Below are 22,758 nucleotides of genomic sequence, written 5' to 3'. Positions count from 1 at the left end.
ATGCTGCAAGTCTGTCTGAACGGTGCCCGGACCCGCACCGAATGCCCCGTGCTCCCTATATCTCCGACAGAATTGGCGACCGCTGCCCAGGCAGCGGTCGCCGCGGGCGCGCAGGACATCCATCTCCATCCCAAGACCCCCGAAGGTGAAGACACTCTGGAACCGCACGTCGTCGCCGCGGCGGTCACCGCCGTCCGAGCAGCGGTTCCGAACATCGCCGTTGGCGTCACCACCGGCGCCTGGACCCTCCCCGACCCCGCCCAGCGTGCTGCCCACATCCGTTCCTGGACTGTCCTTCCCGATCACGCCTCAGTGAACTGGCACGAGGACGGGGCCAGCGATGTCGCAGCAGCACTGCTGGAGCGTGGGATCGGCATCGAAGCCGGCATCTACTCCGGAACCCGGGCCACGCAACGATTCCTTGCCTGGCCCGAGGCCCACCGGGTCCTGCGCGTCCTGGCGGAGGTCACCGATTCTGATCCGCAGACTGTCACAGCCACGGCGGCCGGACTCATAAGCGAACTCTCACCGGCCGCTGAAGCACCCCTCCTCCTCCACGGCGAAGGACCCGCCTCATGGCCCCTCCTACTCATGGCCTCCTCCCGCGACCTGTCCATGCGCATCGGCCTGGAAGACGTGCTCCACTTGCCCGACGGGACCACCGCCGAGGACAACGCCTCACTCGTCCGTGCCGCACGCGACATGATCGAGTCCATGGGCACCAATGGCAGAACGTCCGCCCCGCAGCGCTAGTACTCCAGTCGGGCTGCGGTGTATGTCCTGGTCAACGGCTTAAGTGTGGGGATCTTGGCCGGGTGGTGTCGGGTGCGGGACGGGTTCGACCGAGCTGCACAGCGAACGAGTGATCGCGCCGTGTGTAGTGACCGCGGCGGGCCTGGGGCCGCTCGCCCCGTACGAGCGGCCCGGGCGGGGGAGGAGTCGATCACTGCTCGCGATCAGTAGAGCTGCCCCGCGGCTCGGAACCTGGCCAGCAGCACGAGACGCAGCCGGTGCCAGACGCCGGCCTCGCTCCATGCGGCAAGCCGCCGTTAGCGCGTCAGGCCCGACCCAAAGCCCAAGTCCTGCGGTAGATCGTCCCACTGGGTCCCCATATGTAGCACGAGCAAGATCCTGCACGACGTCTACCGACCCGGCACTCTCTCGGCCGTCCGGCACCTGACTTGGACCCTGGTTCGGCGACAACGGTTCGATCAGCGACGACAGTTGACCTGGGCCGGGTTCCGACCGGCCGTCAAAGGGAGAGCGGCGTCGCCTGACGCGGCAGATTGCGGCGGCCGAATATTCGCCTGTCCACCGGTTGCGGTCGTGCTCTAATCGCCGGATGACGAAGATCGAACCAGAGCTGATACGACGCTGGCTGAACGGCTGGACCGTGGCGCGCTCGCTGCCCGAGGCCGAGCCGGTCGAGTCCGCAGGGGACGGCCTGCTGTCCAAGTGCGACCAACCCGGCCGCGAGGTCGAAGTGTTCGCGCTCCGTGCGGACGAGGAGCCCGAGTCCGTGGCACGGCTGGCGGCAGCCGTCGCCGCCGCGCGGCAGACCACCTGGCTCACGGTACCTACGCTGCACCCTGGCAGCGTCGAAGCCGTTGTCGGCACGGCCGGACTGGAGTTGCTCCACCGGTCTGAGTGGTTCATGACGACCGATCTCACCGAGCACCCGCAGCACGCGCCCGCCGCGCCGTACGAGCGCGAGGTGCGCACGGAGGGGCCGGTCACGGTGGTCTCCCTCCATGACTCCTCCGGAGAGGTGGCGGCGCGGGGCACCATCGCCGTCGTCGGCGCCGATGCGATCGCCGATCGTATCGAGACGGACGCGGCGCACCGGCGTCGCGGCCTCGGGCGCGCCATGATGAGCGCTCTGGCGGAGGCCGCCGTGGCCCGGGGAGCTCGTACCGGTCTTCTCATCGCCAGCGAGGAAGGCCAGCGCCTCTACTCCTCCCTCGGCTGGCGCCACGAAGCCGACGTCCTGATCGCCCGGGGACCGGTGGTTCCCTCCAGGCGGTAGGACTGGCTTACACCAGCGATCCGCCCTCATGCACGGCGCACTCCTGCGGATCGAGGCTCGGCGGACACCCGACTCCTGACAGCGCTCCACCACGTCCTTGCGGTCGTTGAGGCGTCCGAAGCAAAGACTCAGTCCCCACCTCCAATGACATTTTTCTGACGGCGAGTCTTGGCAACCTGTGCTCGGAGCCTCGGAGCCTCGGAGCCTCGGAGCCTCGGAGCCTCGGGGCCTCGGAGCCTCGGGGCCTCGCCTGCTTGTCTGCCCGTCGTCGATCGATCTGTCCAGCCGTACTCTGTGCTTTCTGGACCGGCACCTTCGCTCCCGGCGGATGGAGATCGTGATCCGGTGGCGATATCTCACGACCAGGCGACAAGCCATGCTCGCCCTGGCTCACCTGCGGTACGGCGACACCTGCGCCCAGTTGGCCGCCGGCGTCCGCGTCGGCGTCGCGACGGTGTACCGCTCCATACGTGAGGCCGTTGACATCCTGGCCGCCTCACCCCGTCCCTCGCCGAGGCGATGAGGCCGGCACGAATGCTTCCGCCTTCGCGGTCTCCACGGCCTCTGCCGGTGACCCGGCGAACTCAGCCAGAACGTGGCCACCCTCACGTACGCAGCGGTTTCCCGTGCTACGAGGCCGATCTCCGATCCCGACGGTCACTCGTAGTCCGCTCAGGCAGGTCACGGCCCTGGGCTGTCCGGAGCCGGCAGCCCGGGTCCGGCGGCAACTCCAGCCGCGCGCTGTCAGGAGCGGCCGACGTGCAGCGCCTCGCGGTCCCACTGGTGGCGCGGCTGGGTGTGCAGGTGCCAGTAGTGCTCGGCTATGTCGTCGGGGTCGAAGTCGGTGCCGGGGGCGACCGGGCCGTCCACGGTGACACTCGCCGCGTGGACTCCGAAGGAGCCGTACTGCTGATCGAGTAGCGCGATCAGGGTCCGGACGCCCGCTTTGCCCAGGGAGAGACTTACATACTCCGGCTTGGGCTGGGGCATGCCGCCTGTGACCAGGAACGTCCCGCTTCCTCGTACTGCCATTGCGGGCGCGAGGCGCGCTGCGGCATTCAGCGCGCCGACCACGTTGACCGCCCATGCTTCCATATGATCGCGCACCGACAACTCTCCCAGCTCGTCCGCGCGGACGAGCGCGGCGTTGTACACGGCAACCTCCGGTACGCCGTGCTCTCTGACGGCCTGGTCCAGGGCCGCGTCCAACTCGGCTCGGTCGGTGCTGTCGGCCTGCAACGTAAGGATCGGGACGCCATAGGGAGCAAGCCCCTCCGCAACGACGCGCAGCGTCTGTCCGCCTCTGGCGATCAGCGTGATCGGCATCCCCTCTCTGGCGAACCGACGGGCGACTGCCTGCCCGATCCCCGGTCCCGCACCTATGACCACCGCACTTGGCATGATCCGGTCCCTCCATTTCGTGATCAGCGATACTGGGGACGGTAAGGGGTCACATCAATGTGAAGGTCAAGGAGAAGGCACCGGATGCGAATTGGCGACCTCGCCTTCGAAACCGGCGTGAGCAGGCGGCTGCTGCGCTACTACGAGGAGCAGGGTCTGCTCCGGCCGGCACGGTTGGACAACGGCTACCGTGAGTACGCGGAGGCAGACGTCGCCATGGTCCGCCACATCCGGGCCATGCTCGCCGCAGGGCTCTCCACCGCGGTTATCGGCAAGGTCGTGCACTGTGTGCGCGACAAGGACGAACTGACGGTGCCATCCGGATGCCCGACCTTCATCGGCGAGTTGCGGCGCGAACGCGCCCGCGTCACCGAGACGATCAGCCAACTGGAGAGTTCCCGGCGAATTCTGGACGCCGTTCTCGAGACGGCTCTGCGGAACGGTGAAGGTGCGCCACGCGAGACCGCGCGATAGGCCGGGTCGTCGGATCGGACCCGACGCCTATGGCGCACCCTGGGCATGCGGAAGATTCCAGCCCACCTGTCCCTTGCGCGAGACAAGGTGACGAGTCGCGCGGAGAAGACCGTCATACGGCCCTGGGATCAGTAGGCCCACATGTTGAGGTGTCGCGTATTCGCGGCTGGTGCCCACGAACCATGACGCTGAGAGGTCGATTGGTTGTGCTCTGGCATGATCGCGCGGTGAGTGATGCGAGGCTGCTGGCCGCGGAGGCCGTTGAGTCACATGTCCGGGCGTTCTTCGAGGGGCATTTTGTGGAGGCCGTCGCCTGCGACCTTGGGCGGGAACGGCGCGAGGCTGTGCCCGACCTGCGGGTTCTCGTTGTCGGCCCCGGTCCGCGCAGCGACAGTTGGGCCTATGTGACCGCAGGATGCTGGGCCGCGATGGAGAAGGATGGTCATGGGCTTGAGTTCGTCATGACCGCCCACGTCCGCGACCAGCGGTTCATCGACCTCATGGCCATGATCGCCTACTACCACTGCGGAGGGCACCAGCTCGACCTGGAGCACAGCATGCCGATCGGTGAACCATGGGTGCCGGGCTCGACCTGCGACCACCTGCTGATCAGCCTGCCCTATCTCCACGGACCTGATCTTGAGCGCTGTCCGCTGCCCGGGGGGCACGCCCGCCTTCTGTGGGCCCTGCCTGTGACGGCCGCCGAAATCGAGTTCCGCCGGCGCGAGGGGCATGAGGCGTTGGAGCAACTCTTCGACGACGCGGAGATCAATCCCACTGATCCTTTCCGGGCGTCGGTGGTGTGAGGCGTCCGTCAACCCGTTCCCGGAGGTCATCGCGTGTGATCGCCCAGGGGTATATCGGCTCCAGGTTCCGGCGGCTTCGGTAACCAGGCAGGTGGCGGTCTTGTCGTGATAGCCGAGTGCCTTTGCGATGACAGGGGCGGGGATTGGAGGACGACTCCGTACCCTCGCCGCGCGCCAACGAGCTCGTAAGGCTCGGTGCGCAACAGATCAGTCCAGATTCCCGCCCGTCAGCCAACGCCATACCAAACAAACGGTCAGTGTGGCTGAAGGGCGCTGTCTAGGCATCCTGCGCCTCAGCCGCCTCAGCCGCCTCAGCCGCCTCATGAAAGGCGACGACTGCCTCACCGTTGGTTCTCGCCCATTCGGTAAGCCTTCTGATCGGCTCCTCGAGGGTGCGCCCGAGCTCGGTCAGGCTGTATTCCACCCGTGGTGGCGCTTCGGCGTACACGCGACGCTCGACGAGCCCGTTGTCCTGGAGACGGCGCAGCGTCTGCGTCAGTACTTTGCGTGAGACGCCCCCGATGAGCTCGACCAGCTCTCCGTGCCGCAGGGCACCGTCACTCAGCGCGAACAGCGTGACCACGGCCCATTTGCTGGCGATGATCTCGATGGCCATACGGGCGGGACAGTCGGCGAGAAAGACGGTTCCGGGACGGAGGCTCACAAGCCGAAGGGTACCTTCAGGTACCTATCGGCTGCCTAACGTCGAAGGCATGCAACGCACCACTCCGGAGAGCGCCGAGGTCGAGCTCGGCGTCTTCCCGCTCACCGACATGCTCCCAGGTGACACCGGCCCGAGGCGAGTCCGCGACACCGTTGATGTGGGCGTCTTCGAGGATCAGGCAGGACTCGACGTGTTCGGCGTCGGGGCCCATCGCACCTCCAGGTTCACGGTGTCCTCGCCGGCAGTCGTTCTCGCAACCGTCGCTGCCAGAATCTCCTCCATCACTCTGACCCCTGCAGTATCGGTCTTGAGCGTGCTCGACCTTGTCTGTCGCTACCAGGGCTTCGCGCAGGGTGACTTCATCTCAGGCGGTCGTGCCGAGATCACGGCGCGTCGCTGTGCCTACGCCGCGACGTTCGAGATTTTCGGCGTCGGCATGGGGCGCTATGAAGAAGTTTCTGCCGCGAAAGTCGACCTGCTGCGCATGATCGCCATAGGGGGTGGGATCACGTGCGGCGGGGCAGTTCCGTCCTCCGCTGCAAGGTGTCGCCTTCGTTCCCCGCCTTGCATGCGCGCCGCCGGTGCGGAGAGCCGTTGGAGGGTTGCGGGCAGCGCACGGCTGCCCGCCGTTTGGGGCTGCCGATGACGCTGGTGCATCTGGGAGGCAGTCCCGACCGGGCCCAGCCGGCCGTCGGGCCCATTTCGCAGACTCAGTCAACGGTGAGCGTTTTGCTTTTATGGGCCGGCGTCAGGAAGTGACGCCATGATCACGAAGTCCGTAGGACTCAGCGCCCTACTGCTCGACAACGCCTGACCTGCGAAACAGGGCGCTACCAGGCCATCCGATATTTCCCTGCTCCACCCCGTCGAAGAGCTGAGGTCTCGCCATGTTCATCACCTATGCCATCGTTGCCGCCCTCATGTCAGCGGTGCTTCTGGTCTCGGCCGGAGCCAAGTTCACCCGGCCGAAGCGGCTTGTCGACCAGATGTCCACCCTTGGTCTGCCCTACCGCATGCTGCCGCTACTGGGCAGCGCTCAGATCGTCGGCGCGGGCGGCCTCGTGATCGGGCTCTGGTGGGGGGCCCTCGGCCTCGCCGCCGCCGTCGGCCTGACGCTCTATTTCGTCGGCGCGGTCGCCACACATCTGCGCGCCAGCGACTACAGGGGCGCACCCCCAGCGGCCGTCCTCACGACCGTCTCCATCGCCCTCATCGCATTCCGTGCCACAACTTTCTGACCACTGTCCCGGCGACGGGGCGGGCATTGGCATTGCGCGATGGGGACTGGTCCGGTTCCCCGGTCTCATGAGTTACGTGTCGTCAAGTCCATTGGGCGGCACGGGGTGCCGGAAAGCAGAGCAGGCACGTGGGCTGGTGATCATGTGGTTGTCGAGACCCATGAGAACCGAGCGAGACCGTACCCCCGAACGCCGCGGCGGGCTACGGGATCCCGCTGGAGCGGTGAGCCGTTTCCCGTCGAGCCGGCGGTGCGGGAGACGCTCGCCCGGTCGACCGCCGTAGGGCTGCGGGGGACGAGGCGCTCTTTCGCCGAGTCTTCCCGATGAGGCCGTGTTCGGGAGGAGTTCGCCGCCCGCACGGCTCCTCATCCCCCTCTGCATACCGGGGGCGGAGGCGTGGAGGGCCGAGGACGAGAGGGACGAGGAGCCGTCGGCACGGGCCCGTTGCCGGCGGCCGGTGCCTGACGGTGAGAGGCGACTGACGCGGGCGACGTGCCTCACGATCGCGGCGACGCGGGCGTCCAGGCTCTCGCACCTTTTCGCTACTGTCGTTGCGTAATGCAGGGCGCGACGCTACCCTCGTTTTACGAGACGGTCGTAGCGATAAGGGGTGGGCTCATGGAACCGGCAGTCCGGCGCGGTCGGCCGCGCAGCGAGGCGGCGGATGCCCGAATCACCGGCGCGGCCCTGGAGTTGCTGCTCGATCGCGGCTACGACGCCTTCTCGGTCGACGAAGTGGCGGTGAAGGCCAGGGTCGCCAAGACCACGCTCTACCGGCGGTGGCCCACCAAGGATCACCTTGTCGTCGCCGTCGTGGCGCGAATGCAGGACGAGGTCCCCGTCGAGTACCGGGGTGACGTGCGCGCCGATCTCACGGGCTACCTCAGTGCGATCGTCGACGGCCTCGACCGGATGCGGCTCGCCGGACGCCCCGCAGCGTCCGGTGACACGTCCGCCGGGCTCGTCGCCGAGGTCGCCGCCGCCGCTGCGCGCCACGCGGACATCGGTTCCGCCGTACAGGCCATGTTCGCCCGGCGAAACGCCCTGGTGCTCCGGCTCATCGAACAGGCGCGGAACGCGGGCGAGTTGCGCGACGACGTCGAGCCCGAGGTGCTCTTCGACCAGTTGGCCGGCGCTCTGTATTACCGGCTGCTCATCACCGGTCGCCCCATCGACGCGATGTACGTCGACCGGCTCGTGACCGGCGTGCTGCGGGGTGCCTCCGCCTGAGGCCGGTCCCCGCCGCACCCCCTTGTGCCCTTGATGGAGAGGAAGTCCGACGATGACCACCGCCTTACCGGCCACGCCGACCGATACGCCCCCGACTCCCGCCCGGCACCGCAGGCGCCGCGTACTCCTCGGGGCCGGGGCTGGGCTCGTCGCCCTGCTCGGCGGGTACACGGCGTGGAGCAACACCCACCCCGTCCGGCTGACCGCCTCCCTCGAGATCGACGCGTCGTCCGACCACGTCTGGCAGGTGCTGACCGACCTGTCCGCCTATCCGCAGTGGAACCCGTTCATGACCTCGTCGGAGGTCACGTCGAAGGGCGGACGCCTCGAAGAGGGCGCGACCCTGCGCAACGTGATGCACGACAGGACCGGGAACACCGTCTTCACTCCGGAAGTCCTGACCGCGGAGCCGGGTCGGGAGCTGCGGTGGATCGGCAAGATGGGGCCCGGTTGGATCGCGGACGGGGAGCACCGGTTCGTCATCGAGGAGATCGGGGACCATCGCGTCCGCCTTACGCAGAGTGAATCCTTCACCGGAGTCGCGGTGCCGTTCGTGGAGGGGCAGTTGAGGGCCGACACGCTCCCGCAGTTCCGCGCGATGAACGAGGCCCTGGCCCGGCGGGTCGAGGCGGTGGGGCGTGAGTGACGGCCCCGGTCGCCCTGACGGCCGGGGCCCGGCCCGTCATGGCAAGAACCCGTCCAGGATGCGGGCCACCGGGTCGGCCGCCGCTTCCTCGGCGTAGGCCGCGACGATGACGAGGGCGTCGGGCTGTGGCGGGTCACCGCGGCGATGCTGAAGGGCGGTTACTGAGCGGGCGGTTGTCCCGGGGCGTGACCGCCCATACGTGACCGCCCGTACGAGGCCGCCCGTCGGACCGTTCAGTACGCTGCCGGCGTCATCTCGAAGGAGTACCAAGTGATCGCCCGCGACAAGTATGGGGACAAGAACCAGATCCTCGTCGTCCACCATGGTTACGGCAACCGCGCCGTCGGCAGCCACACCGTCGAAGACGAAGCGCGCGTCGCCGAAGAACAACGCGCATGGGACGCAGAAACGGCCACATCTTGATCGACAGCCCGGTCCGCGAATGCTGGTAGGTGTAGCCCCGTCTCAGGGCAGCTGATCCGGGGGTGCGGGGGCCGCTGACCAGCCCGGGGTGTTGTCACGGGTGGTGCTCGGTCGGGATATTCGCTGGTCGCCACTTGTCGACGGCGGTCATACTGCCGCGATGGATCCAGTGAGTCTTGAGACTGATCGTCTGGTGCTGCGGGCCTTCACGCCTGCCGACGTGGATGTGGTGTACGAAGCCTGCCAGGACGAGGACATCCAGTTCTACACCCCGGTGCCGGTGCCCTACCGGCGTGCGGACGCGGAGAAGCTCGTCGGCGAGAAGCTGCCCGCCCAGTGGGCTGAGGACAAGGACTACACCCTCGGCGCGTTCCGCAAGGACACCGGCACCCTCGTCGGCTCGTACTGCCTGACCCTCATCAGCCGCGGCGTCTGGGAGCTCGGTTACTGGGCGGTCAAGGAGCAGCGCGGACGCGGGTACTCGGTGGAGGCCGCCCGGGCACTGTGCGAATGGGGCTGGGCCACCCTCGACGTGCACCGCATCGAGTGGTGGGCCATGGCCGGGAACACCGGCTCGCGTGCTGTAGCCGAGAGACTCGGCTTCACCGTCGAAGGGACGCTGCGCAATCGCGGCATCGCCAACGACGGCAAGCCGCATGACTGGTGGGTGGGCGGACTGCTGAGGCCCTGATGCCCGGTCCGGTGCTTCGCCGGCCGCGTTTGCTCTTCTGTAGGGCATGCCGGCCGGAACAGTTCCCTCTGGCCCGCAGGAGGCCGGCCAGGCGGTCAGCCACCAGCACTGCGGGCTGGAGGACCATCGTGACGTCCGTCCGCTTGGCCGGGGTCGGCGCAGAGTTGGGAGGTCAAGGCGGTACGGGCCCACTCCTCCCACGTGTCCGGTGACCAGTCGCGGTCGCGGACGAAGATCAGGTACAGCTGCGGGCTGAGCAGCCCGAACAGCAGGTCCGCCGCCCTTTCGACGGAGAGCTCAGGACGGGTGTCGGGCTTGCGGACGAGGGCTTCGGCCGCTGCGTACTGCACGGTGTAACGCGGGTCGGGGCCGTCCGGCCACTGTGCGGCGATCTCAGGGTCGGTGGCCGAGGCTGTCGCGATCAGCGGCATGATCGGGGCGACTCGGCCGAGGATCTCGCCGGTGCCGTGGACGTGCGCGCGCAGTTGGCCGACGGCGGTGGGCTCGGCGCACGCGGCGCGAAACCACTCACGATCCATGGTCGCGACCGGCTCGGTGTCCCCCGCAATGGACGTGTCGACGACGTCCTTGAACAGCGTGCGCTTGTTGCGGAAGACGAAGTAGACCGTCTGGACGGCCACGCCCGCCCGGTCCGCGACCTCCTGCAGGCTCGTCGCCCCGTACCCCTGCGCGACGAACAGCTCGCGCGCCGCCTCGACGATCTTTGCACGCGTGCGGCGTGAGCGCTCCGCTCGCTTGTCCGGCTGCTTGACATGCTCCATGTCGCGAGTTTAGCTCTAGAGTGTGTCACTAGAGTTTAACTCTAATATCTTGGAGGGGACGATGGACCAGTCCAACGCCAGCCGGAAGCCGGAACCGGCCCCGGCCTCAACGCGACGAGACCCGGAGGAGGAGTCCGTCCACCAGGCACTGGAGGGCTACTACCACGCCGGCAAGCCACCGTGGGACACCGGCGTGACGCCGCCCGAACTGGTCGCCCTGGTAGAGGGACACGGCGCGCTGCCGCCCGGCCGCGCTCTCGAACTGGGCTGCGGCACGGGGACCAACGCCATCTACCTCGCACGGCACGGCTGGGAGGTGGCGGCAGTCGACCTGATCGATCGCGCAGTCGACCAGGCCAGTGAGAAGGCCGCGGACGCAGGAGTCGCGGTGCGGCTGCTGCACGGGGACGCCACCCGCCTCGACGAGCTGAACGTGCCGGGCCCCTTCGACCTGTTCTTCGACCTGAGCTGCTACTGCGGGGTCCCACTGCACCGCCGCGACGCATACGCCGCCGGACTCACCCACCGCGCCGCTCCCGGAGCACTGTTGCTGATGTTCGGGTACGGCCCCGAGCCGCTCGGCAGCTCGACCACCGAGATCACGTCGTGGGCGGCGGGCGTCACAGCCGACGAGCTCCGCGCCAGGTTCCCCGGCTGGGAACTACTCGACGTCACACCAGGCACCAACTCGGTGCCGACCTTCTGGTTCACACTGCGCCGCGACGCCTAGCAATCTCCCGTCGCAGGCTTCTGTAGGTTTGCGGCAAGTTTCACGACCGGGCACTGTGGGCCGGCCCTACGGAGCGTTCGTTGCGGCCCACTGGACCAGCCGCACTCAGGACCGCGCCGTGGGCGCGGTCCTGGCCGAGGGCGCGCAGCCGTACGACTGGCTCACCGAGGACTTGAAACGGGGTCCAGGGTCCTTCGGCGCCCGTGCGGCGTCACTGTGCTGGGTGTTGGTGTCCGCGGACGGAGGGCCGTATGGAGCGCAAGCCCGGGCCCGGCGGGAGTTGTCCGACCAGGCATGGCAGGTGCTGGGGCAGGCAGGCAGTACCGGCACCTGCCAGGTGCCGGGGGAGAGGTGCCTCGCTCGCGTCGTTGCGCAACGGCCCGGGGTGGAGGTGGTCTGCCGTGACCGGGCACCGTTGTCTGGACCATCTCGTCAACGGGGCCGCGGGGCCGGGGAATGCCCACGAATAGTTGAGCGTTCATCTGCATGTGGGTACGGAGGGGACAGTGTCCCCGGGCCTCACCTATAGCCCATGGGGAAGATCGTTCGGCTGAAGCCCCGTGGAGCCCTCCGCCGAGAGGCGACCACCCTCCGTACCCACACCCCTCATACGGCCCCGGCAGGCCTCCCCCGACCGGCCGGGGCTTTCCACTGGAAGCCCTTGACGCCGAGTGGGCGGTGGCCGCGGTGCCCCGGTTGGCGCGCAGCACTCTGACGACGAGCTTCGTGATGAACCTATGGTCGGCTTCGTCGATGCGAAGGGCGTCAAACGGTTCCGTGCGCCCGGCACCGTGGCGGAGCCGGTCTGGCCGCGTCCCAGCAGGTCACCCGTCGTGCATCACCCTCCAGGTCACCGGTCGCGTACCACCCTCGGCACGTCGAAAAGATCTAGGCCGTTTCCGCTGGCGGACGTGGGTGCTGGGGACGAGCGGCGTCGCCTGCGGCAGCTCGTAGCCGCTGGTTCTCGGCTTCTTCCTGGTCCCGTACCAGCTGATCGAGCTGCTGTCCCGCTGAGTCAGGACCGTGTGCCATGGGATGGCTTGGCTTCGCGCAGGGAAGACGAAAAAACATGAACCTCACGGCTTTCACGCATCGATCGCGATGGGCCGCACTGCTGGCGGCCGTTCCCCTCCTGGCGGCGTGCGGCGGGGACCCCGGCGCAGGGCTCGATGGAGCGCCGCCCGACCTGGGCCGGGGATCGCATCTGGTGATCACGACCGACAACGGCGTGCGTCTGCGGCCGGCCGAAGACGACCGGGCGGTCATCGAGACCCGGATCGACAGCCGTTGGTCCCACCGGGACGACACCTGGGTCCTCGACCTGTCCTGCTCCGGGGACGAAGATCCCGCGCCCGACGAGCAGGGCGATCACGAGGACGGGCAGTGCCCCCGCATGCCCGCGGTCGGCATCCCCGCCGGGGTCTCGGTCACGGTCACCGCCAGGAACGCGGGCATCGACGTGGCCGGCCTCGCGGCGGCGCTGGACCTCACCACTGTCAACGGGGACGTGACGGTCGCCCGGTCCGGCCTCGACGACGCCACCGTCCGTCTGGTCACCCGCAATGGCTCCGTGCGCGCGGGCATTCTAAGTTCGGCGCGTCTGCACGCGGAGACCGTCAACGGTGACGTGACGCTCAGCAGCACCACCTCACCGGCCCGTCTCGACGCCGCCACGACCAACGGCTCTGTGCGGGTGACGCTGCCCAGCGACGCGCCCGACTACGCCGCCGACGCGACGACGCGGAACGGCCGTGCCTCGGTAGCGTTCCCCTCCGCCACGGAGCGCAACGGGCACGACATGACCCTGACCACGGTCAACGGTGACGTCACCGCCACACGCGGCTGAGCGATCAGGGATGTTCGCCCGGCCCCTCGGCGTGCGGGGCGAGGCGGGTGGGCGAGAGAGCGGTGTCCTCCTCGCCCGGTTCCAGCAGGGTGGCGGCCGGGCCCACGACGAGGGGGTCCGGCTTGCCGACCGCCTCGTCGCTCTTCGCCGTGTAGTCGATGCGGGCGAGCAGACTGCGCATCGCTTCGAGGCGTGCCCGGCGCTTGTCGTTGCTCTTCACGACGGTCCAGGGCGCGTGCTCGGTGTCGGTGGCGCGGAACATGTCGACCTTCGCAGTGGTGTAGTCGTCCCAGCGATCAAGGGAGTCCACATCCGTGGGCGAGAGCTTCCACTGACGGACCGGGTCGACCTGTCGGATGGCGAAGCGTGTGCGCTGCTCGGCGCGGGAGACCGAGAACCAGAACTTGACCACGATGATGCCGTCGTCGACGAGCATCTTCTCGAACTCCGGGCACTGCCCGAGGAAGAGGTCGTACTCGGACGGAGTGCAGAAGCCCATGACCCGTTCGACTCCGGCCCGGTTGTACCAGGAGCGGTCGAAGAACACGAGCTCGCCGGGCGCCGGCAGATGGGCCACGTAGCGCTGGAAGTACCACTGGCCGCGCTCGCGGTCCGTGGGCTTGTCCAGGGCCACGATGCGCGCGCCACGCGGGTTGAGGCGCTCGGTGAACCGCTGGATGGTGCCGCCCTTTCCGGCCGCGTCCCGCCCCTCGCAAACCACCACGACCCGTGCGCCGGTGCTCTTGGTCCACCGCTGGAGCTTCAGCATCTCGATCTGCAGGATGCGCTTGATCCGCTCGTACTCCTTGCGGTGGATCTTGCGGTCGTAGGGGTAGTTCTCCCGCCAGGTCTTGATCGGCCTGCCCGCCTCGTCGAGCAGGATCGGCTGCTCGGGCCGGCTGGTGTCGACGGTCAAGCCGTCCAGCAGCTGCTTCTCCATCCGGTCACGGTCCACCTGATCAAGCCTGTCACCCGTCCGGGCGTAGCGCCACCAGGCGGTTGGGGCGGTGGGCGCAAGCCGCCATCAAGGCCCGCAGCCTGTACGGACACCTTCCGGGAGTCGAGTTCATGGAGGCCGACGCGGTGGACGACCGGCACCGCCAAAGCTCACGGGGACCGAGCTGATCGCCAAGTGCGGGCTATGGCGCGACGTTGTCTACGGCGATCACGAAGAGCTCATGGACGAGTTCCGGCCGCGGGCCAAGGCGCAGAAATTCGCTCCGCAGGTCGTCCAGAGCATGGCCGACGACAACATCGTGCTGCGCGAACCCTGACGAAGATCAAAGCGGGGCTCGCAGCGGAGAGGGAAGGTCTTCACGCCCCGCTCCGCGCCGCCACCGAGCTGTCCCTGGAGTCGGAGCAGACCCGCGAGTAAATCGGGGGGGTTCAGCACGTCACCCGGCTTCCGGGCCCGGGAGGAACTGGACGAATGACCGGCTGAAGATGGGCACATCCCATCCCTTGGTGGCGCGGGGGCCCACGGCCTGTAGGCGCCTTGCGCCTCCATCGGCCAGTGTTCAACCTTCCAGGCTGCCGATGGCCTCGGCCAGCCACTTCTTTTCCTCGGTGCCGGTGGCGCGGGAGATGCGCAGCATGCCCTGCTGGAAGAGGGTGGGCGCCTCCTCGGCTCGTACGGGCTCGCCTTCGCGGTAGAAGAAGCTCGCCGGGATCGAGAGGAAGGTCTGCCGCCGACGCAGCACCGCAGCCTGCTCGGCACGGTCCGGGAGATGGTGCAGGAAGGCGAGCAGCGTGAAGAAGCGCTGCCCATCGGTGATTTCGGCCTCCTTGGGGTGCCGCAATCGGGCCAGCAGTTCGGTGCGGCCCGCCTCCGTGAGTGACAGGATCCGGCGGGGTGCGGCACCGCTTCCAGGCTCGGTGTGCTGCTTGATCGAACCCGCTTTCACGAGCCGAGAGATAGCCGGATAGAGCGCTCCGTCACTTACAGGGCGGATGTGGCCACTGAGCCCCTGGATGCGGGCTTTCACCTCGTATCCGTGCAGAGGCTCTTCGAAGAGGAAGCCCAGAATCGACAGCTCCAGCATGCCCCGAACTCCTTCCCGCGCCTGTCGGCGCGCTTGCTCGGCCCATCCTGCCATGCTATCTCTTTTCGCTGTACCTCGATTAGAGGTACAGCGAAAAGAGGGGGCAGTCATGGGGGCAGCAGAACACCGACGCACGCTGGTGTCGCTCGCGTATCCGGTCTACTTCGAGTTACTCGCGGGGGTCGCGGCCGGGATCATCAACATGGTCTGGGTGGCTCGGCTCGGCGGGAGCGCTGTTGCCGCGGTAGCTGTCGCCACGAATCTCGAGAACCTGCTGCTCGGCGTCATCCTCGTCGCCGGCTCGGGCACGACTGTGCTGGTCGCGCGAGCCAGAGGAGCGGGGGATTCGGCAGCGATGCGATCCGCCGTGCGCGGCGGATGGGTCCTGTGGGCAGGCGTCACACCTCTGGTCGCCATCGGTGGATACCTGGGCCGCGAACCGCTCGCCCACCTCGTGCTCGGCGGCGGCAGCGGCGACTCGCTGCCCCTCACCACGGGCTATTTCGCGATCGCGTTGCCAGGAATCGGGGTGTTCTTCGCCACCAACGTCGTAGACGGCATCCTCAAAGGCACGGGCGACACCCGCACCCCGATGAAGCTGGCGATCCTCGCGAACGGCCTGATTCTCGGGCTGGATCCCTTGTTCATCCTGGGATTCGACCTCGGGGTGCGTGGGGCAGCGATCGCCACAGTGCTGGGCCGGACAGCCGCGCTCATCTGCGGCCTTGCGGCGCTGCATCGCAATGGCGTACTGCGGCAGGCAGCCCAGGCAGCCCCGAACCGCGCCGGTTCGCTCAGTGCCGATGCGGGCAGGACCGCTGCGACAGGGCTTCCCATGTCGGCTGACTTCGTCGCACGAATGGCGGGGGCGCTCGCGCTTGTCGCCATCGTCGCCCGGATCGGCGTCAGTGAGGTCGCCGCGTACGGGATCGCGACGAAGGCGATGTACGTCGCGACCATGGCCTTCTACGCGGTTCGCCAGGCCGCCGCCATCCGCACCGCCCATCTACTCGGTGCCGGCCGCGACGAGCGACGGGACATCGGACGGCAGGCGTTGCTCCTCGCCGGATCGCTAGGGTTCACGGCTCTGCTCATACTGCTCGCAGCCGGGCCGACGATCATGCGTGCATTCGGCAGCGAGGGAGAGGTGGTCGGGGCGGGGGCACTCTATCTGCGCTGCCTGGGACCGTACTTGGTGCTTCTCGCATGCTTCATCGCGCTGGGCGGGGTGTTCGAGGGCAGCGGTGGCAGCGCCGCCCTCGCGCGGATCACGGTGTGCGGCGTGGCACTGCAACTCGCACTTGCATTCAGCCTGTCGGGTTCGGGGCTGCCCGGGATCTGTCTGGCCATGGCGCTGGCCATGGCACTTCAGTGCGCAGCCATCGCCAAGTTGTATGGGCGCACGGGACATCCGACGGTCACACACTGCGACAACAGTCGGCTGAAGACCGCCGTGGCAAAACCCGACAGCCCTTCACCTGACAACCGACTTGCTTGATGAAGGTATTGGTTGTCGCCGGCGTGGATGTAGCCGAGCGGCACCGGGCCTACGCGGCGCAGCTGGGCCGCGAAGACCTGTCGGACAGGGCCCGGGCTGAGAACGCGCCACCGGTGACTATGCGGATCAGTGCGGTGCGGTCAGCAACCGCTGGTCGTCGGTGACCGTGACGTGCGTGCGGATCACCCCCATCTCGGCCGCCTCGTGCTGGTCCGGGAAGCCGTCCCCGCGTACGCCGAGGCCTCCACCTGGCACACCGCCTCGACCAACGCGGAGTCCTTCTCCGTCGTCAGCCGGGGAGTGATCCGCCGCTCCGCGTACGTTGCCATCGCCCCGCCATCCGCACCAGCGCAGGGGCGAGCGCCGTTGGGTTGGCGGGGGCTTGTCGCCGGGACCGCGCAACTCCCGCGTGCCCGCCCACCGCGGTTATGTTGCGCTTGCAACGCGTAGCCGACGAAAATCGCCTTGGTTTTCTCGCCGGCAGGCCGGGTATGCGATTGATCAACAGCGTATTGCGGCACACCGTGTCGACGCCATTGAACGGAGGAAGTAGCATGCTGAAGGCAATTGCAGACGTATTTCGTTCTGTCGGCGGTGCCATTGCTACCGTTGTCACTCTCCCCTTCCGCGCTGTCGCGCGGCTTTTCGGCGGAGCTTCTGACACCGCCCACGGCCACCACTGAACGTGTCCAGGATCCAGAAGCTTTGCCCGGTGCTTCCTACTGATCGCTTAAGAGCGAACGTCACTGGTCAGCGGAGTCGGCGGGCTGTTGGCCTGTGCTTCAGCGGGAGAGCTTGCGCACTCGGCGGATCAGCGCGCGGACGGAGATGAACGAGGCGGCGAGAGGTAGAAATCGACGAGCTCGCCGCCGCATTCGACTCACGTCCGGAGCTTGCCGTAGCCGTTCATCCTGACTGCGTACGTTCGACCACTCACCGCTTGACAACGTGGATCGGAGCCGGGATGCCCTTAACGGCTATCTCGCCGATCAGCCTGTGATCGTCCAGGATTCGACGGCAGGGCCGCCCATGTTTCGGCCGCCTCGATGGTCGGTTCTAGCAGTTTCGAGTCATGCCGGTTCGCGCCGACCGACGCAATGCCCAACGGGATTCTATTGGCGTTGACCAACGTGGAGCGTTTGAGTCCCTGCTTCGCACGGTCGTCCGGTGACGGTCCGGCTTTGGCCGCGGCGCAAGGGGCCTTGGTGTGACAGCCGTCAGCAGACAAATCATTGTGGTTCAGGCCGATCACCGTGTCGTAGGCGGCCAGGGCGATCGCGTGCAGCCGCGTGGCGAGTGCGAGGTGAGCCCATTCTCTGACCCGGCGGCGGATCGCAGTGGCCGAGCTCTCCTTGCCGGCGATCCGCTCACTCCCGAGCCGTGGTTCAGGCGTCTACGACGCGGCGAAAGACGACCTGGTGGGGCACCCGGCGGCGGTGGCACGCCCATGGATGGTCGGATCGAACTCGGGCCGGTCAGGAATCAGCGCGCGGAACTGGTCCCACAGGGGGTGGAACAGGGATGATGGGCCAACGAGTCCTGATTCGTCACCCAAGGGCTGTCCGGTAACTCTGGGTTGTCACCGGGCGGCGTCGTGCAGGTCCCGGATGTACCAGTCGAAGCGTGTGTCGGCCGTGCTGCGCGTCGGCGCGCAGGGGGTAAATCCTGCCCGCTGTGCGACTGCGGCAGATGCGGGATTCTCCGGTTCCACCTGGATTACCGCCTCCGCTCCGCCCTCACTCGCGGCGTACTCGGACACCGACAGGAGCGCGCGAGTAGCCAGGCCACGCCCCCGCCAGGACGGATAGAGGCCGTAGGCGACATTCACCTGGCCGGGCGCCAGGCCTTCTCCTGCGAACCGCAAGTCGATCGTGCCCACAAGCACCTCGTCGGCACCCATCCGGATACCGAACGCGCGAAGTGGCCCGGCGGTGTCCCACTGCTCCCGGCAGTGCCGGAAATACGCTTCAATGCCCTCCCGCGTGCCGGGACCGCCGTTGAGCCAACGAACGAGTAGCTCGTCCTCCCCGGCGAGGTGCGCCTCGACATCGTCCACGCGCAGGGGGGACAGAGTGATGATCCCGTCGGACAGCTTCACTTCATGCATCCGGTGATTCTTGATGCCAGAGCCGTGCCGCACCACCGGATTCTGCGCGACATCACGCGGAGCCCGGGCCACAGGAGATGATTTCCGTGTGGCTGGTGTGATCACGGCGTCGGTGCCGTCCTGGATAGCCCTGTTCACGGGGTTGAGCCCCCGACCGGGAAGTTGGTGGCGGTTCTGCGTCGGCCCAGGGAGCAAATCCTTCCGTCACGGGCTCAGGGGATGACGCCGTATGAACGGGTTGGGCCAGCCCGAAGACCCGCGCTCCGGAATGTGCCGACCGCTGGACCTGGCTGCTCCTGGCCGTAATCAACCGGCCCAGACTCGCCTGCCCGCTGGCAGCCGACCTCCGACGGCCGTGGGAGACAGTGCGTCCCACTCGACGGACTCACTCCCGCCCGGATCCGCCGCGCTCTCGGCACCTGCGCCTTCAAGCCGCCTGCCCCGCCGGAGCACCGAAACCCTTCCGCCCAAGGCGGTCGGCAGGCCGCCAAAAACCCGCCCCACCCCACGCGAGTCCCTGTTTTCGGAACTTTGGAATCAGCAGGTCGGAACGAGAACGCACGAAAGGGAAGCCTTGGGAGACCATTCGCGGGAGGGTCACAGTGACCGTTCCGCGAACGGAAGCCCATGAGGGGCCAACGCCCAGCCCCCCGGGCCGATCGCTTCAGAAACAGTCGCTGACGACTCAGAAGTCACCTGACTCATCAGTAATCGAGATTCCCTGCCAGAAATGGACCCCCACGCCGCCGTCGTTTGGCGCGACCCTCATCGCCCCGACCGTCGGGGGCAGGTCGCGGGGCGCTTTCTCCGCCGTGCCAGCAGTGCTCACGACAGCCACGAGGACCATGGACGGTACGGCGATCAGAGCGGCTGTCCTGATCTGCATGACGGTCTTGCTCTTCATCGGTTTCCCTCGGATTCGTTGTCGGGCGCGCGCCCGGTGTGTTTCTTCAACGCTTTCGGGGCGATCAGGTCACTGTGGCCGTCGGTCATCGCGTCGATCGCAACCGCAGGCGCCAGCCCGCCTCACGCCTGCCTCACGGGTTGGTGATCCCCGCTCCACGCCACTTCGCGCGAGCCCGTTCTGCCGGCATCACCCCGCCCCGGATGGCAGACGTCGACGAGGGAAGAGAGCGCTACGGTATCGATGGTCACGCGCCACTCAGGGATGGCATACGGGTACGCACGGCGCGCGACGCCGAGCACCTCCGCGCCACGAAGGGGCTGCCCGACGTCCGGCCCGGTGGGAGGAACGGGCTCCGAAGACCTCATGCCACCGCGTGCGACGGACGGGCTCGCCCGACGGCGACAACCCAGAGAAAGCCCGCCCCGGGCCGTGTAAGACGCGGCCGAGAAGAGACCGCATCCGAGGACCTGCCGGGCAACTTGCGTACGCCGTGTCCCAGCTCCAGCACACCCGTCCCACCCCCGCAGCCCGCGTCGGGTCGCTCGCTCGCCCGGTCGGACGTTCGTCCCACGCCAGCCGCCGACATCGTCCTTGCGGCCCGTGTGCAGTTGTCCAATGCGGAGGCGATGCACGAACTGAACGAGACGCTCGCCCCGCTCGATCACCGGGGGCACGCCCACAGCCTCATCGGCCGTTCCGCGCTCCCTCGAAGACGACGCTGCCGTCCGGGCCGTCGCTTGTGCGGGCCCGGGCGGGTGTGCCGACGCCGTCCTCGGGGTGGTTGGGCCTGAACGCCAGGACGGTCCTGTGCCCGGGCCCCTCGGACATGAATCAGGACGTGCTTTCGCCCGGCAGGGCTCGTGCGGGGCCGTTGGCCGACGCATTGTCACGGAGACCGCGGATCCGAACGTGACTCGGCTGAAAGAATGGGCACCCCGGTAGGGGGCGGAACGCTCAGCGCGCGTCGAATGCCGCCTGCAACGCCTCCGCCGTGGGAGCGATGAGAATCGCGCTCCCCTGAAGTTCCGGAGGGAGATGGCGCCGCGCCTCCTCGCTTCGGGGACGCAATCCCGCCACATCCCGCCATCCCCCTCCGGAGCACGGGCGGATGGCGGGTTCGGCTAATACGTCGTGTAGAGGCCTCAACTGCGTGACGTCATGACGGTTTCCGCCGGTCGGGGACACCACAAGGGGGATACGTTCCGCTGGGTGATCAGGTGGTGCCTGCTTCCCGGACGCCCGCGGTCGACCGGCGAAGGTCCGGTGTGACCCCCCGGTTGAGGGCCCGGACGTGTGTCCCGTCGACCGCCGCGTCGTCCATCTCCAGCAGCCCCGCCTTGCGCAACTCGGCCAGCACCTCGTGCAGACGCGCCCAGGCGCCGGCCTCGGTCCACTCCCACAGCCGCCGCCAGGCCGTCACCCCACGGAAGCCGACCGCTCGGCCGGCGCCCAGCCGAACGCGGTCTCGGACCGGGCGATGTGATGGTGCACCGCCGGGGCCCCTGCGAGCGATCCGGTGTGCGGGCTGCCGCCTGAGGGATGCGTACGGGCCTCATGACATGCTGCCCCGGCACACCTTCCCCGGGGTCGGGGTGTGGCCGGTGCGGAGGTATCGGTTGACCGTCTCCGTGACGCAGCGGTTCTGCGGGTATGTGCCGTGGCCCTCTTCCTCGGCCGTCAGGAGCACGCCGACGCCGTCGCCCAGGGCGCGGGCCATGTGGCGGGCGCCGGGGTAGGGGGTAGTCGGGTCGCCGGTGCCGCCGACCACTAGGACAGGGGCCGCGCCGGCGGCGTTCACCTGGGGCGTGGCGCGCTCGCCGTCGAACGGCCAGTCGTAACAGAGGTAGACGCCGATGGACCAGGCCGTGCCGAAGACGGGTGAGGCGGCTTTGACGCGGGCCGCGTCCCTGTCGAGGCGTTCGAAGCCGGGGCGCAGGCTGGAGTCCGCGCAGGTGATCGCGGTCAGGGCGGCGCGGGTGTTGTCGCGTGGGGTCGCAGTCTGGTCGGCGGAGCCGATGTCGTCCGCGCCCTTGCTCAGCGGACGGGCGTCGTTGTGGTCGATCAGCGCGGTGAGGGCCTTGGCGAGCGGCGACCAGCCGTCCGTGCCGAGGTCGAGATGGTCGCCGACGGCGTACGCGAGGTCGTCGGCGTCGAGGTTCTCTCCGCCGCCGGCGGGGGCGGGCTTCTTCCTCAGGCGGTCGGCCAGGCGCGCCATGCGACGCGCGGCCTCCTCGGGCCCGTCGCCGGTCGGGCAGTGGCGGATGCGGGCCGCGCAGTGCGCAGCGAACCGGTCGAACGCCGCCTGGACCGCCTTGACCTGCGACACCTGCTCCTCGTCGAGGTCCTCGGTCGGATCGACGGACGCTTCGAGGACGAGCCGTCCCACGTGCGACGGGTACAGGTGGGCGTAGGCCGCGCCGAGCGCCGTTCCGTACGAGACGCCGAAGTAGTGCAGCCGCTCGTCCCCGAGGAGGTAGCGCATCAGGTCGAGGTCGCGCGCGGTGTGCGAGGTGCCGATGTACGGGAGGAGCGCTCCGGAATGTTCGGCGCAGGCGTCGGCACCTTCGTAGCCGGTGTCGTCCGCGGTCTTCCCGCAGCGCACGGGGATGGTCGCGCCCACGCCGCGCGGGTCGAAGGAGACCAGGTCGTAGCGGTCGAGGAGCGGCTTGTACTGGTTGAGGTGTTCGGGCAGTCCGCTCACGCCGGACACGCCGGGGCCGCCGAAATTGAGGACGAGCGAGCCGATGCGCCGGGCGTTCGGGCCGGTGGCCTTGCGGCGGATCAGGGCGACGTCGATCGTCCTGCCGCCCGGTTTCCGGTAGTCGAGGGGGGTCCTCATGGCGGCGCAGTCGTAGCCCGTGCGCGCGGTGGGCGGCGAGGTGCAGCGGGACCAGTGGAGGTGCTGGCCGGTGGTGAGCGCGGTGGGCAGACCGGCGGGCGGATTTTTCGCGGTGAATTCCGTACGCGGCTCCGCACTTCGGCGGGGAGCGTCGTGCTGGAGCCAGGCGGCGACGGCCCCGATCGCGGCAAGGACGAGCCCGGCGATGATGCGCGCACCGACCGACAGGCCCGGTCTGCGGCTTCGTATCGGATGTGCGTCACTCATCGAAATCCCCGCGCTCCCGCTCCTGGACGCCCGCCCCGTGCCCACCTGGCCGAGCCAGTGATCGTCCGATCGTCGAATGAGTGCAGGGTACAAGTCGCCTCCGACGGCTCGGCTCGCGAGAGCGCCCAGAAATTGAGCCCG

Annotated in this window: 22 protein-coding genes and 7 pseudogenes; 17 read left to right on the top strand and 12 right to left on the bottom strand. The window is 68.3% G+C overall.

The genetic code is table 11. The features are described 5' to 3' along the window. Complete coding sequence (locus tag ABZ454_RS02895; RefSeq protein ID WP_359536164.1) at nucleotides 1–753, top strand: 3-keto-5-aminohexanoate cleavage protein; 753 nt, start codon at nucleotides 1–3, stop codon at nucleotides 751–753. A 137-nt stretch (nucleotides 754–890) separates the two neighbouring features. On the opposite strand, the pseudogene ABZ454_RS02890 reads toward ABZ454_RS02895, so the two are convergent. After that, nucleotides 891–1,130 (bottom strand): annotated as a pseudogene (locus ABZ454_RS02890) (transposase); the annotation flags it as partial. A gap of 212 nt (nucleotides 1,131–1,342) precedes the next feature. Here ABZ454_RS02890 and ABZ454_RS02885 point away from each other — a divergent pair. Next, nucleotides 1,343–2,026 (top strand): GNAT family N-acetyltransferase, encoded by a 684-nt coding sequence (locus tag ABZ454_RS02885; protein WP_359535795.1) that lies wholly within the window; start codon nucleotides 1,343–1,345, stop codon nucleotides 2,024–2,026. A 250-nt stretch (nucleotides 2,027–2,276) separates the two neighbouring features. After that, nucleotides 2,277–2,522 (top strand): annotated as a pseudogene (locus ABZ454_RS02880) (transposase family protein); the annotation flags it as partial. Between the two features lie 248 nt (nucleotides 2,523–2,770). Here the strand turns inward: ABZ454_RS02880 and ABZ454_RS02875 are convergent. Continuing rightward, nucleotides 2,771–3,427 (bottom strand): SDR family NAD(P)-dependent oxidoreductase, encoded by a 657-nt coding sequence (locus ABZ454_RS02875; protein WP_359535794.1) that lies wholly within the window; start codon nucleotides 3,425–3,427, stop codon nucleotides 2,771–2,773. 84 nt (nucleotides 3,428–3,511) lie between these two features. Between ABZ454_RS02875 and ABZ454_RS02870 the strand changes: the two genes are divergently transcribed. Both ABZ454_RS02870 and ABZ454_RS02865 read left to right on the top strand, forming a co-directional pair. Next, nucleotides 3,512–3,901 carry a MerR family transcriptional regulator gene (locus ABZ454_RS02870; RefSeq protein WP_359535793.1) on the top strand — a complete coding sequence of 130 codons (390 nt, stop codon included), beginning with the start codon at nucleotides 3,512–3,514 and terminating at the stop codon, nucleotides 3,899–3,901. A gap of 227 nt (nucleotides 3,902–4,128) precedes the next feature. Beyond that, the gene (locus ABZ454_RS02865) at nucleotides 4,129–4,707 is read left to right on the top strand and encodes a suppressor of fused domain protein (RefSeq protein WP_359535792.1); all 579 of its coding nucleotides are present in this window, start codon (nucleotides 4,129–4,131) and stop codon (nucleotides 4,705–4,707) included. Nucleotides 4,708–4,984: 277 nt separating this feature from the next. On the opposite strand, the gene ABZ454_RS02860 is transcribed toward ABZ454_RS02865, so the two are convergent. Beyond that, entirely contained in the window at nucleotides 4,985–5,323 is a 339-nt protein-coding gene (locus ABZ454_RS02860) for a helix-turn-helix domain-containing protein (RefSeq protein WP_359535791.1), read from the bottom strand. 97 nt (nucleotides 5,324–5,420) lie between these two features. On the opposite strand from ABZ454_RS02860, the gene ABZ454_RS02855 reads away from it, so the two are divergent. The 6 genes from ABZ454_RS02855 (at nucleotide 5,421) to ABZ454_RS02830 (ending at nucleotide 9,599) form a co-directional block, all read left to right on the top strand. Further along, nucleotides 5,421–6,017, top strand: a complete 597-nt coding sequence (locus ABZ454_RS02855) for an LLM class flavin-dependent oxidoreductase (protein ID WP_359535790.1) — start codon at nucleotides 5,421–5,423, stop codon at nucleotides 6,015–6,017. Between the two features lie 241 nt (nucleotides 6,018–6,258). Further along, the gene (locus ABZ454_RS02850; RefSeq protein WP_359535789.1) at nucleotides 6,259–6,609 is read left to right on the top strand and encodes a DoxX family protein; all 351 of its coding nucleotides are present in this window, start codon (nucleotides 6,259–6,261) and stop codon (nucleotides 6,607–6,609) included. A 618-nt stretch (nucleotides 6,610–7,227) separates the two neighbouring features. Continuing rightward, nucleotides 7,228–7,839: a TetR/AcrR family transcriptional regulator gene (locus tag ABZ454_RS02845; RefSeq protein WP_359535788.1), complete on the top strand. Its 612-nt coding sequence runs from the start codon at nucleotides 7,228–7,230 to the stop codon at nucleotides 7,837–7,839. A 52-nt stretch (nucleotides 7,840–7,891) separates the two neighbouring features. Next, on the top strand, nucleotides 7,892–8,485 hold the full coding sequence (locus ABZ454_RS02840; RefSeq protein ID WP_359535787.1) for an SRPBCC domain-containing protein: 594 nt from the start codon (nucleotides 7,892–7,894) through the stop codon (nucleotides 8,483–8,485). A gap of 270 nt (nucleotides 8,486–8,755) precedes the next feature. Further along, the gene (locus ABZ454_RS02835; protein WP_359535786.1) at nucleotides 8,756–8,908 is read left to right on the top strand and encodes a hypothetical protein; all 153 of its coding nucleotides are present in this window, start codon (nucleotides 8,756–8,758) and stop codon (nucleotides 8,906–8,908) included. A 160-nt stretch (nucleotides 8,909–9,068) separates the two neighbouring features. Beyond that, nucleotides 9,069–9,599: a GNAT family N-acetyltransferase gene (locus ABZ454_RS02830; RefSeq protein ID WP_356314504.1), complete on the top strand. Its 531-nt coding sequence runs from the start codon at nucleotides 9,069–9,071 to the stop codon at nucleotides 9,597–9,599. 95 nt (nucleotides 9,600–9,694) lie between these two features. On the opposite strand, the gene ABZ454_RS02825 is transcribed toward ABZ454_RS02830, so the two are convergent. Next, on the bottom strand, nucleotides 9,695–10,381 hold the full coding sequence (locus tag ABZ454_RS02825; protein WP_359535785.1) for a helix-turn-helix domain-containing protein: 687 nt from the start codon (nucleotides 10,379–10,381) through the stop codon (nucleotides 9,695–9,697). A gap of 61 nt (nucleotides 10,382–10,442) precedes the next feature. Here ABZ454_RS02825 and ABZ454_RS02820 point away from each other — a divergent pair, with 61 nt between their 5' ends. Together ABZ454_RS02820 and ABZ454_RS02815 are read left to right on the top strand one after the other, a co-directional pair. Then, nucleotides 10,443–11,111: a class I SAM-dependent methyltransferase gene (locus ABZ454_RS02820; RefSeq protein WP_359535784.1), complete on the top strand. Its 669-nt coding sequence runs from the start codon at nucleotides 10,443–10,445 to the stop codon at nucleotides 11,109–11,111. Between the two features lie 1,069 nt (nucleotides 11,112–12,180). Continuing rightward, entirely contained in the window at nucleotides 12,181–12,957 is a 777-nt protein-coding gene (locus ABZ454_RS02815; RefSeq protein WP_356314494.1) for a DUF4097 family beta strand repeat-containing protein, read from the top strand. Between the two features lie 4 nt (nucleotides 12,958–12,961). On the opposite strand, the gene ppk2 is transcribed toward ABZ454_RS02815, so the two are convergent. Then, on the bottom strand, nucleotides 12,962–13,897 hold the full coding sequence (ppk2, locus tag ABZ454_RS02810; RefSeq protein WP_359535783.1) for a polyphosphate kinase 2: 936 nt from the start codon (nucleotides 13,895–13,897) through the stop codon (nucleotides 12,962–12,964). Nucleotides 13,898–14,474: 577 nt separating this feature from the next. After that, the gene (locus ABZ454_RS02805) at nucleotides 14,475–14,999 is read right to left on the bottom strand and encodes a PadR family transcriptional regulator (protein ID WP_359535782.1); all 525 of its coding nucleotides are present in this window, start codon (nucleotides 14,997–14,999) and stop codon (nucleotides 14,475–14,477) included. A 109-nt stretch (nucleotides 15,000–15,108) separates the two neighbouring features. Here ABZ454_RS02805 and ABZ454_RS02800 point away from each other — a divergent pair, with 109 nt between their 5' ends. Then, nucleotides 15,109–16,497, top strand: coding sequence for an MATE family efflux transporter (locus ABZ454_RS02800; protein WP_359535781.1), 1,389 nt, complete (start codon nucleotides 15,109–15,111; stop codon nucleotides 16,495–16,497). A gap of 135 nt (nucleotides 16,498–16,632) precedes the next feature. Here the strand turns inward: ABZ454_RS02800 and ABZ454_RS02795 are convergent. Then, nucleotides 16,633–16,832: pseudogene (locus ABZ454_RS02795) on the bottom strand (ABC transporter ATP-binding protein); the annotation flags it as partial. 219 nt (nucleotides 16,833–17,051) lie between these two features. Between ABZ454_RS02795 and ABZ454_RS02790 the strand changes: the two are divergent. Next, a complete protein-coding gene (locus ABZ454_RS02790) occupies nucleotides 17,052–17,180 on the top strand; it encodes an LPFR motif small protein (protein ID WP_356314477.1) in 129 nt (42 codons plus the stop codon). Nucleotides 17,181–17,247: 67 nt separating this feature from the next. Here ABZ454_RS02790 and ABZ454_RS02785 read toward each other — a convergent pair. Continuing rightward, nucleotides 17,248–18,052, bottom strand: a pseudogene (locus ABZ454_RS02785) (IS5/IS1182 family transposase). 24 nt (nucleotides 18,053–18,076) lie between these two features. Further along, nucleotides 18,077–18,604, bottom strand: a complete 528-nt coding sequence (locus tag ABZ454_RS02780) for a GNAT family N-acetyltransferase (RefSeq protein WP_359535780.1) — start codon at nucleotides 18,602–18,604, stop codon at nucleotides 18,077–18,079. Between the two features lie 88 nt (nucleotides 18,605–18,692). On the opposite strand from ABZ454_RS02780, the pseudogene ABZ454_RS02775 reads away from it, so the two are divergent. After that, a pseudogene (locus tag ABZ454_RS02775) lies at nucleotides 18,693–18,784 on the top strand (IS5/IS1182 family transposase); the annotation flags it as partial. Nucleotides 18,785–18,840: 56 nt separating this feature from the next. Beyond that, nucleotides 18,841–19,115, top strand: a pseudogene (locus tag ABZ454_RS02770) (transposase); the annotation flags it as partial. A gap of 174 nt (nucleotides 19,116–19,289) precedes the next feature. On the opposite strand, the gene ABZ454_RS02765 reads toward ABZ454_RS02770, so the two are convergent. The 3 genes and pseudogenes from ABZ454_RS02765 to ABZ454_RS02755 all read right to left on the bottom strand — a co-directional run bounded on the left by ABZ454_RS02765 (nucleotide 19,290) and on the right by ABZ454_RS02755 (nucleotide 22,617). Then, nucleotides 19,290–19,508 (bottom strand): hypothetical protein, encoded by a 219-nt coding sequence (locus ABZ454_RS02765; RefSeq protein WP_356314474.1) that lies wholly within the window; start codon nucleotides 19,506–19,508, stop codon nucleotides 19,290–19,292. A gap of 1,107 nt (nucleotides 19,509–20,615) precedes the next feature. Further along, a pseudogene (locus tag ABZ454_RS02760) lies at nucleotides 20,616–20,946 on the bottom strand (IS5/IS1182 family transposase); the annotation flags it as partial. Nucleotides 20,947–21,063: 117 nt separating this feature from the next. Continuing rightward, nucleotides 21,064–22,617, bottom strand: a complete 1,554-nt coding sequence (locus tag ABZ454_RS02755; protein WP_359535779.1) for an alpha/beta hydrolase — start codon at nucleotides 22,615–22,617, stop codon at nucleotides 21,064–21,066. Nucleotides 22,618–22,758 lie beyond the last annotated feature (141 nt).

It is taken from the genome of Streptomyces sp. NPDC005803, assembly GCF_040630435.1.
GTDB lineage: Bacteria > Actinomycetota > Actinomycetes > Streptomycetales > Streptomycetaceae > Streptomyces.
Note: the sequence above shows the minus strand (reverse complement) of the source record. Positions and strands in the feature narration are given on the sequence as shown.

Excerpts from the sequence above, each read along its gene's own strand:
- ppk2 (WP_359535783.1), bottom strand. The coding sequence starts at position 13,897 with ATGGAGAAGCAGCTGCTGGACGGCTTGACCGTCGACACCAGCCGGCCC.
- ABZ454_RS02885 (WP_359535795.1), top strand. The coding sequence starts at position 1,343 with ATGACGAAGATCGAACCAGAGCTGATACGACGCTGGCTGAACGGCTGG.
- ABZ454_RS02815 (WP_356314494.1), top strand. The coding sequence starts at position 12,181 with ATGAACCTCACGGCTTTCACGCATCGATCGCGATGGGCCGCACTGCTG.
- ABZ454_RS02860 (WP_359535791.1), bottom strand. The coding sequence starts at position 5,323 with ATGGCCATCGAGATCATCGCCAGCAAATGGGCCGTGGTCACGCTGTTC.
- ABZ454_RS02765 (WP_356314474.1), bottom strand. The coding sequence starts at position 19,508 with ATGAAGAGCAAGACCGTCATGCAGATCAGGACAGCCGCTCTGATCGCC.
- ABZ454_RS02830 (WP_356314504.1), top strand. The coding sequence starts at position 9,069 with ATGGATCCAGTGAGTCTTGAGACTGATCGTCTGGTGCTGCGGGCCTTC.
- ABZ454_RS02845 (WP_359535788.1), top strand. The coding sequence starts at position 7,228 with ATGGAACCGGCAGTCCGGCGCGGTCGGCCGCGCAGCGAGGCGGCGGAT.
- ABZ454_RS02755 (WP_359535779.1), bottom strand. The coding sequence starts at position 22,617 with ATGAGTGACGCACATCCGATACGAAGCCGCAGACCGGGCCTGTCGGTC.
- ABZ454_RS02805 (WP_359535782.1), bottom strand. The coding sequence starts at position 14,999 with ATGCTGGAGCTGTCGATTCTGGGCTTCCTCTTCGAAGAGCCTCTGCAC.
- ABZ454_RS02780 (WP_359535780.1), bottom strand. The coding sequence starts at position 18,604 with ATGCATGAAGTGAAGCTGTCCGACGGGATCATCACTCTGTCCCCCCTG.
- ABZ454_RS02840 (WP_359535787.1), top strand. The coding sequence starts at position 7,892 with ATGACCACCGCCTTACCGGCCACGCCGACCGATACGCCCCCGACTCCC.
- ABZ454_RS02870 (WP_359535793.1), top strand. The coding sequence starts at position 3,512 with ATGCGAATTGGCGACCTCGCCTTCGAAACCGGCGTGAGCAGGCGGCTG.
- ABZ454_RS02855 (WP_359535790.1), top strand. The coding sequence starts at position 5,421 with ATGCAACGCACCACTCCGGAGAGCGCCGAGGTCGAGCTCGGCGTCTTC.
- ABZ454_RS02825 (WP_359535785.1), bottom strand. The coding sequence starts at position 10,381 with ATGGAGCATGTCAAGCAGCCGGACAAGCGAGCGGAGCGCTCACGCCGC.
- ABZ454_RS02820 (WP_359535784.1), top strand. The coding sequence starts at position 10,443 with ATGGACCAGTCCAACGCCAGCCGGAAGCCGGAACCGGCCCCGGCCTCA.
- ABZ454_RS02850 (WP_359535789.1), top strand. The coding sequence starts at position 6,259 with ATGTTCATCACCTATGCCATCGTTGCCGCCCTCATGTCAGCGGTGCTT.
- ABZ454_RS02790 (WP_356314477.1), top strand. The coding sequence starts at position 17,052 with ATGCTGAAGGCAATTGCAGACGTATTTCGTTCTGTCGGCGGTGCCATT.
- ABZ454_RS02875 (WP_359535794.1), bottom strand. The coding sequence starts at position 3,427 with ATGCCAAGTGCGGTGGTCATAGGTGCGGGACCGGGGATCGGGCAGGCA.
- ABZ454_RS02800 (WP_359535781.1), top strand. The coding sequence starts at position 15,109 with ATGGGGGCAGCAGAACACCGACGCACGCTGGTGTCGCTCGCGTATCCG.
- ABZ454_RS02895 (WP_359536164.1), top strand. The coding sequence starts at position 1 with ATGCTGCAAGTCTGTCTGAACGGTGCCCGGACCCGCACCGAATGCCCC.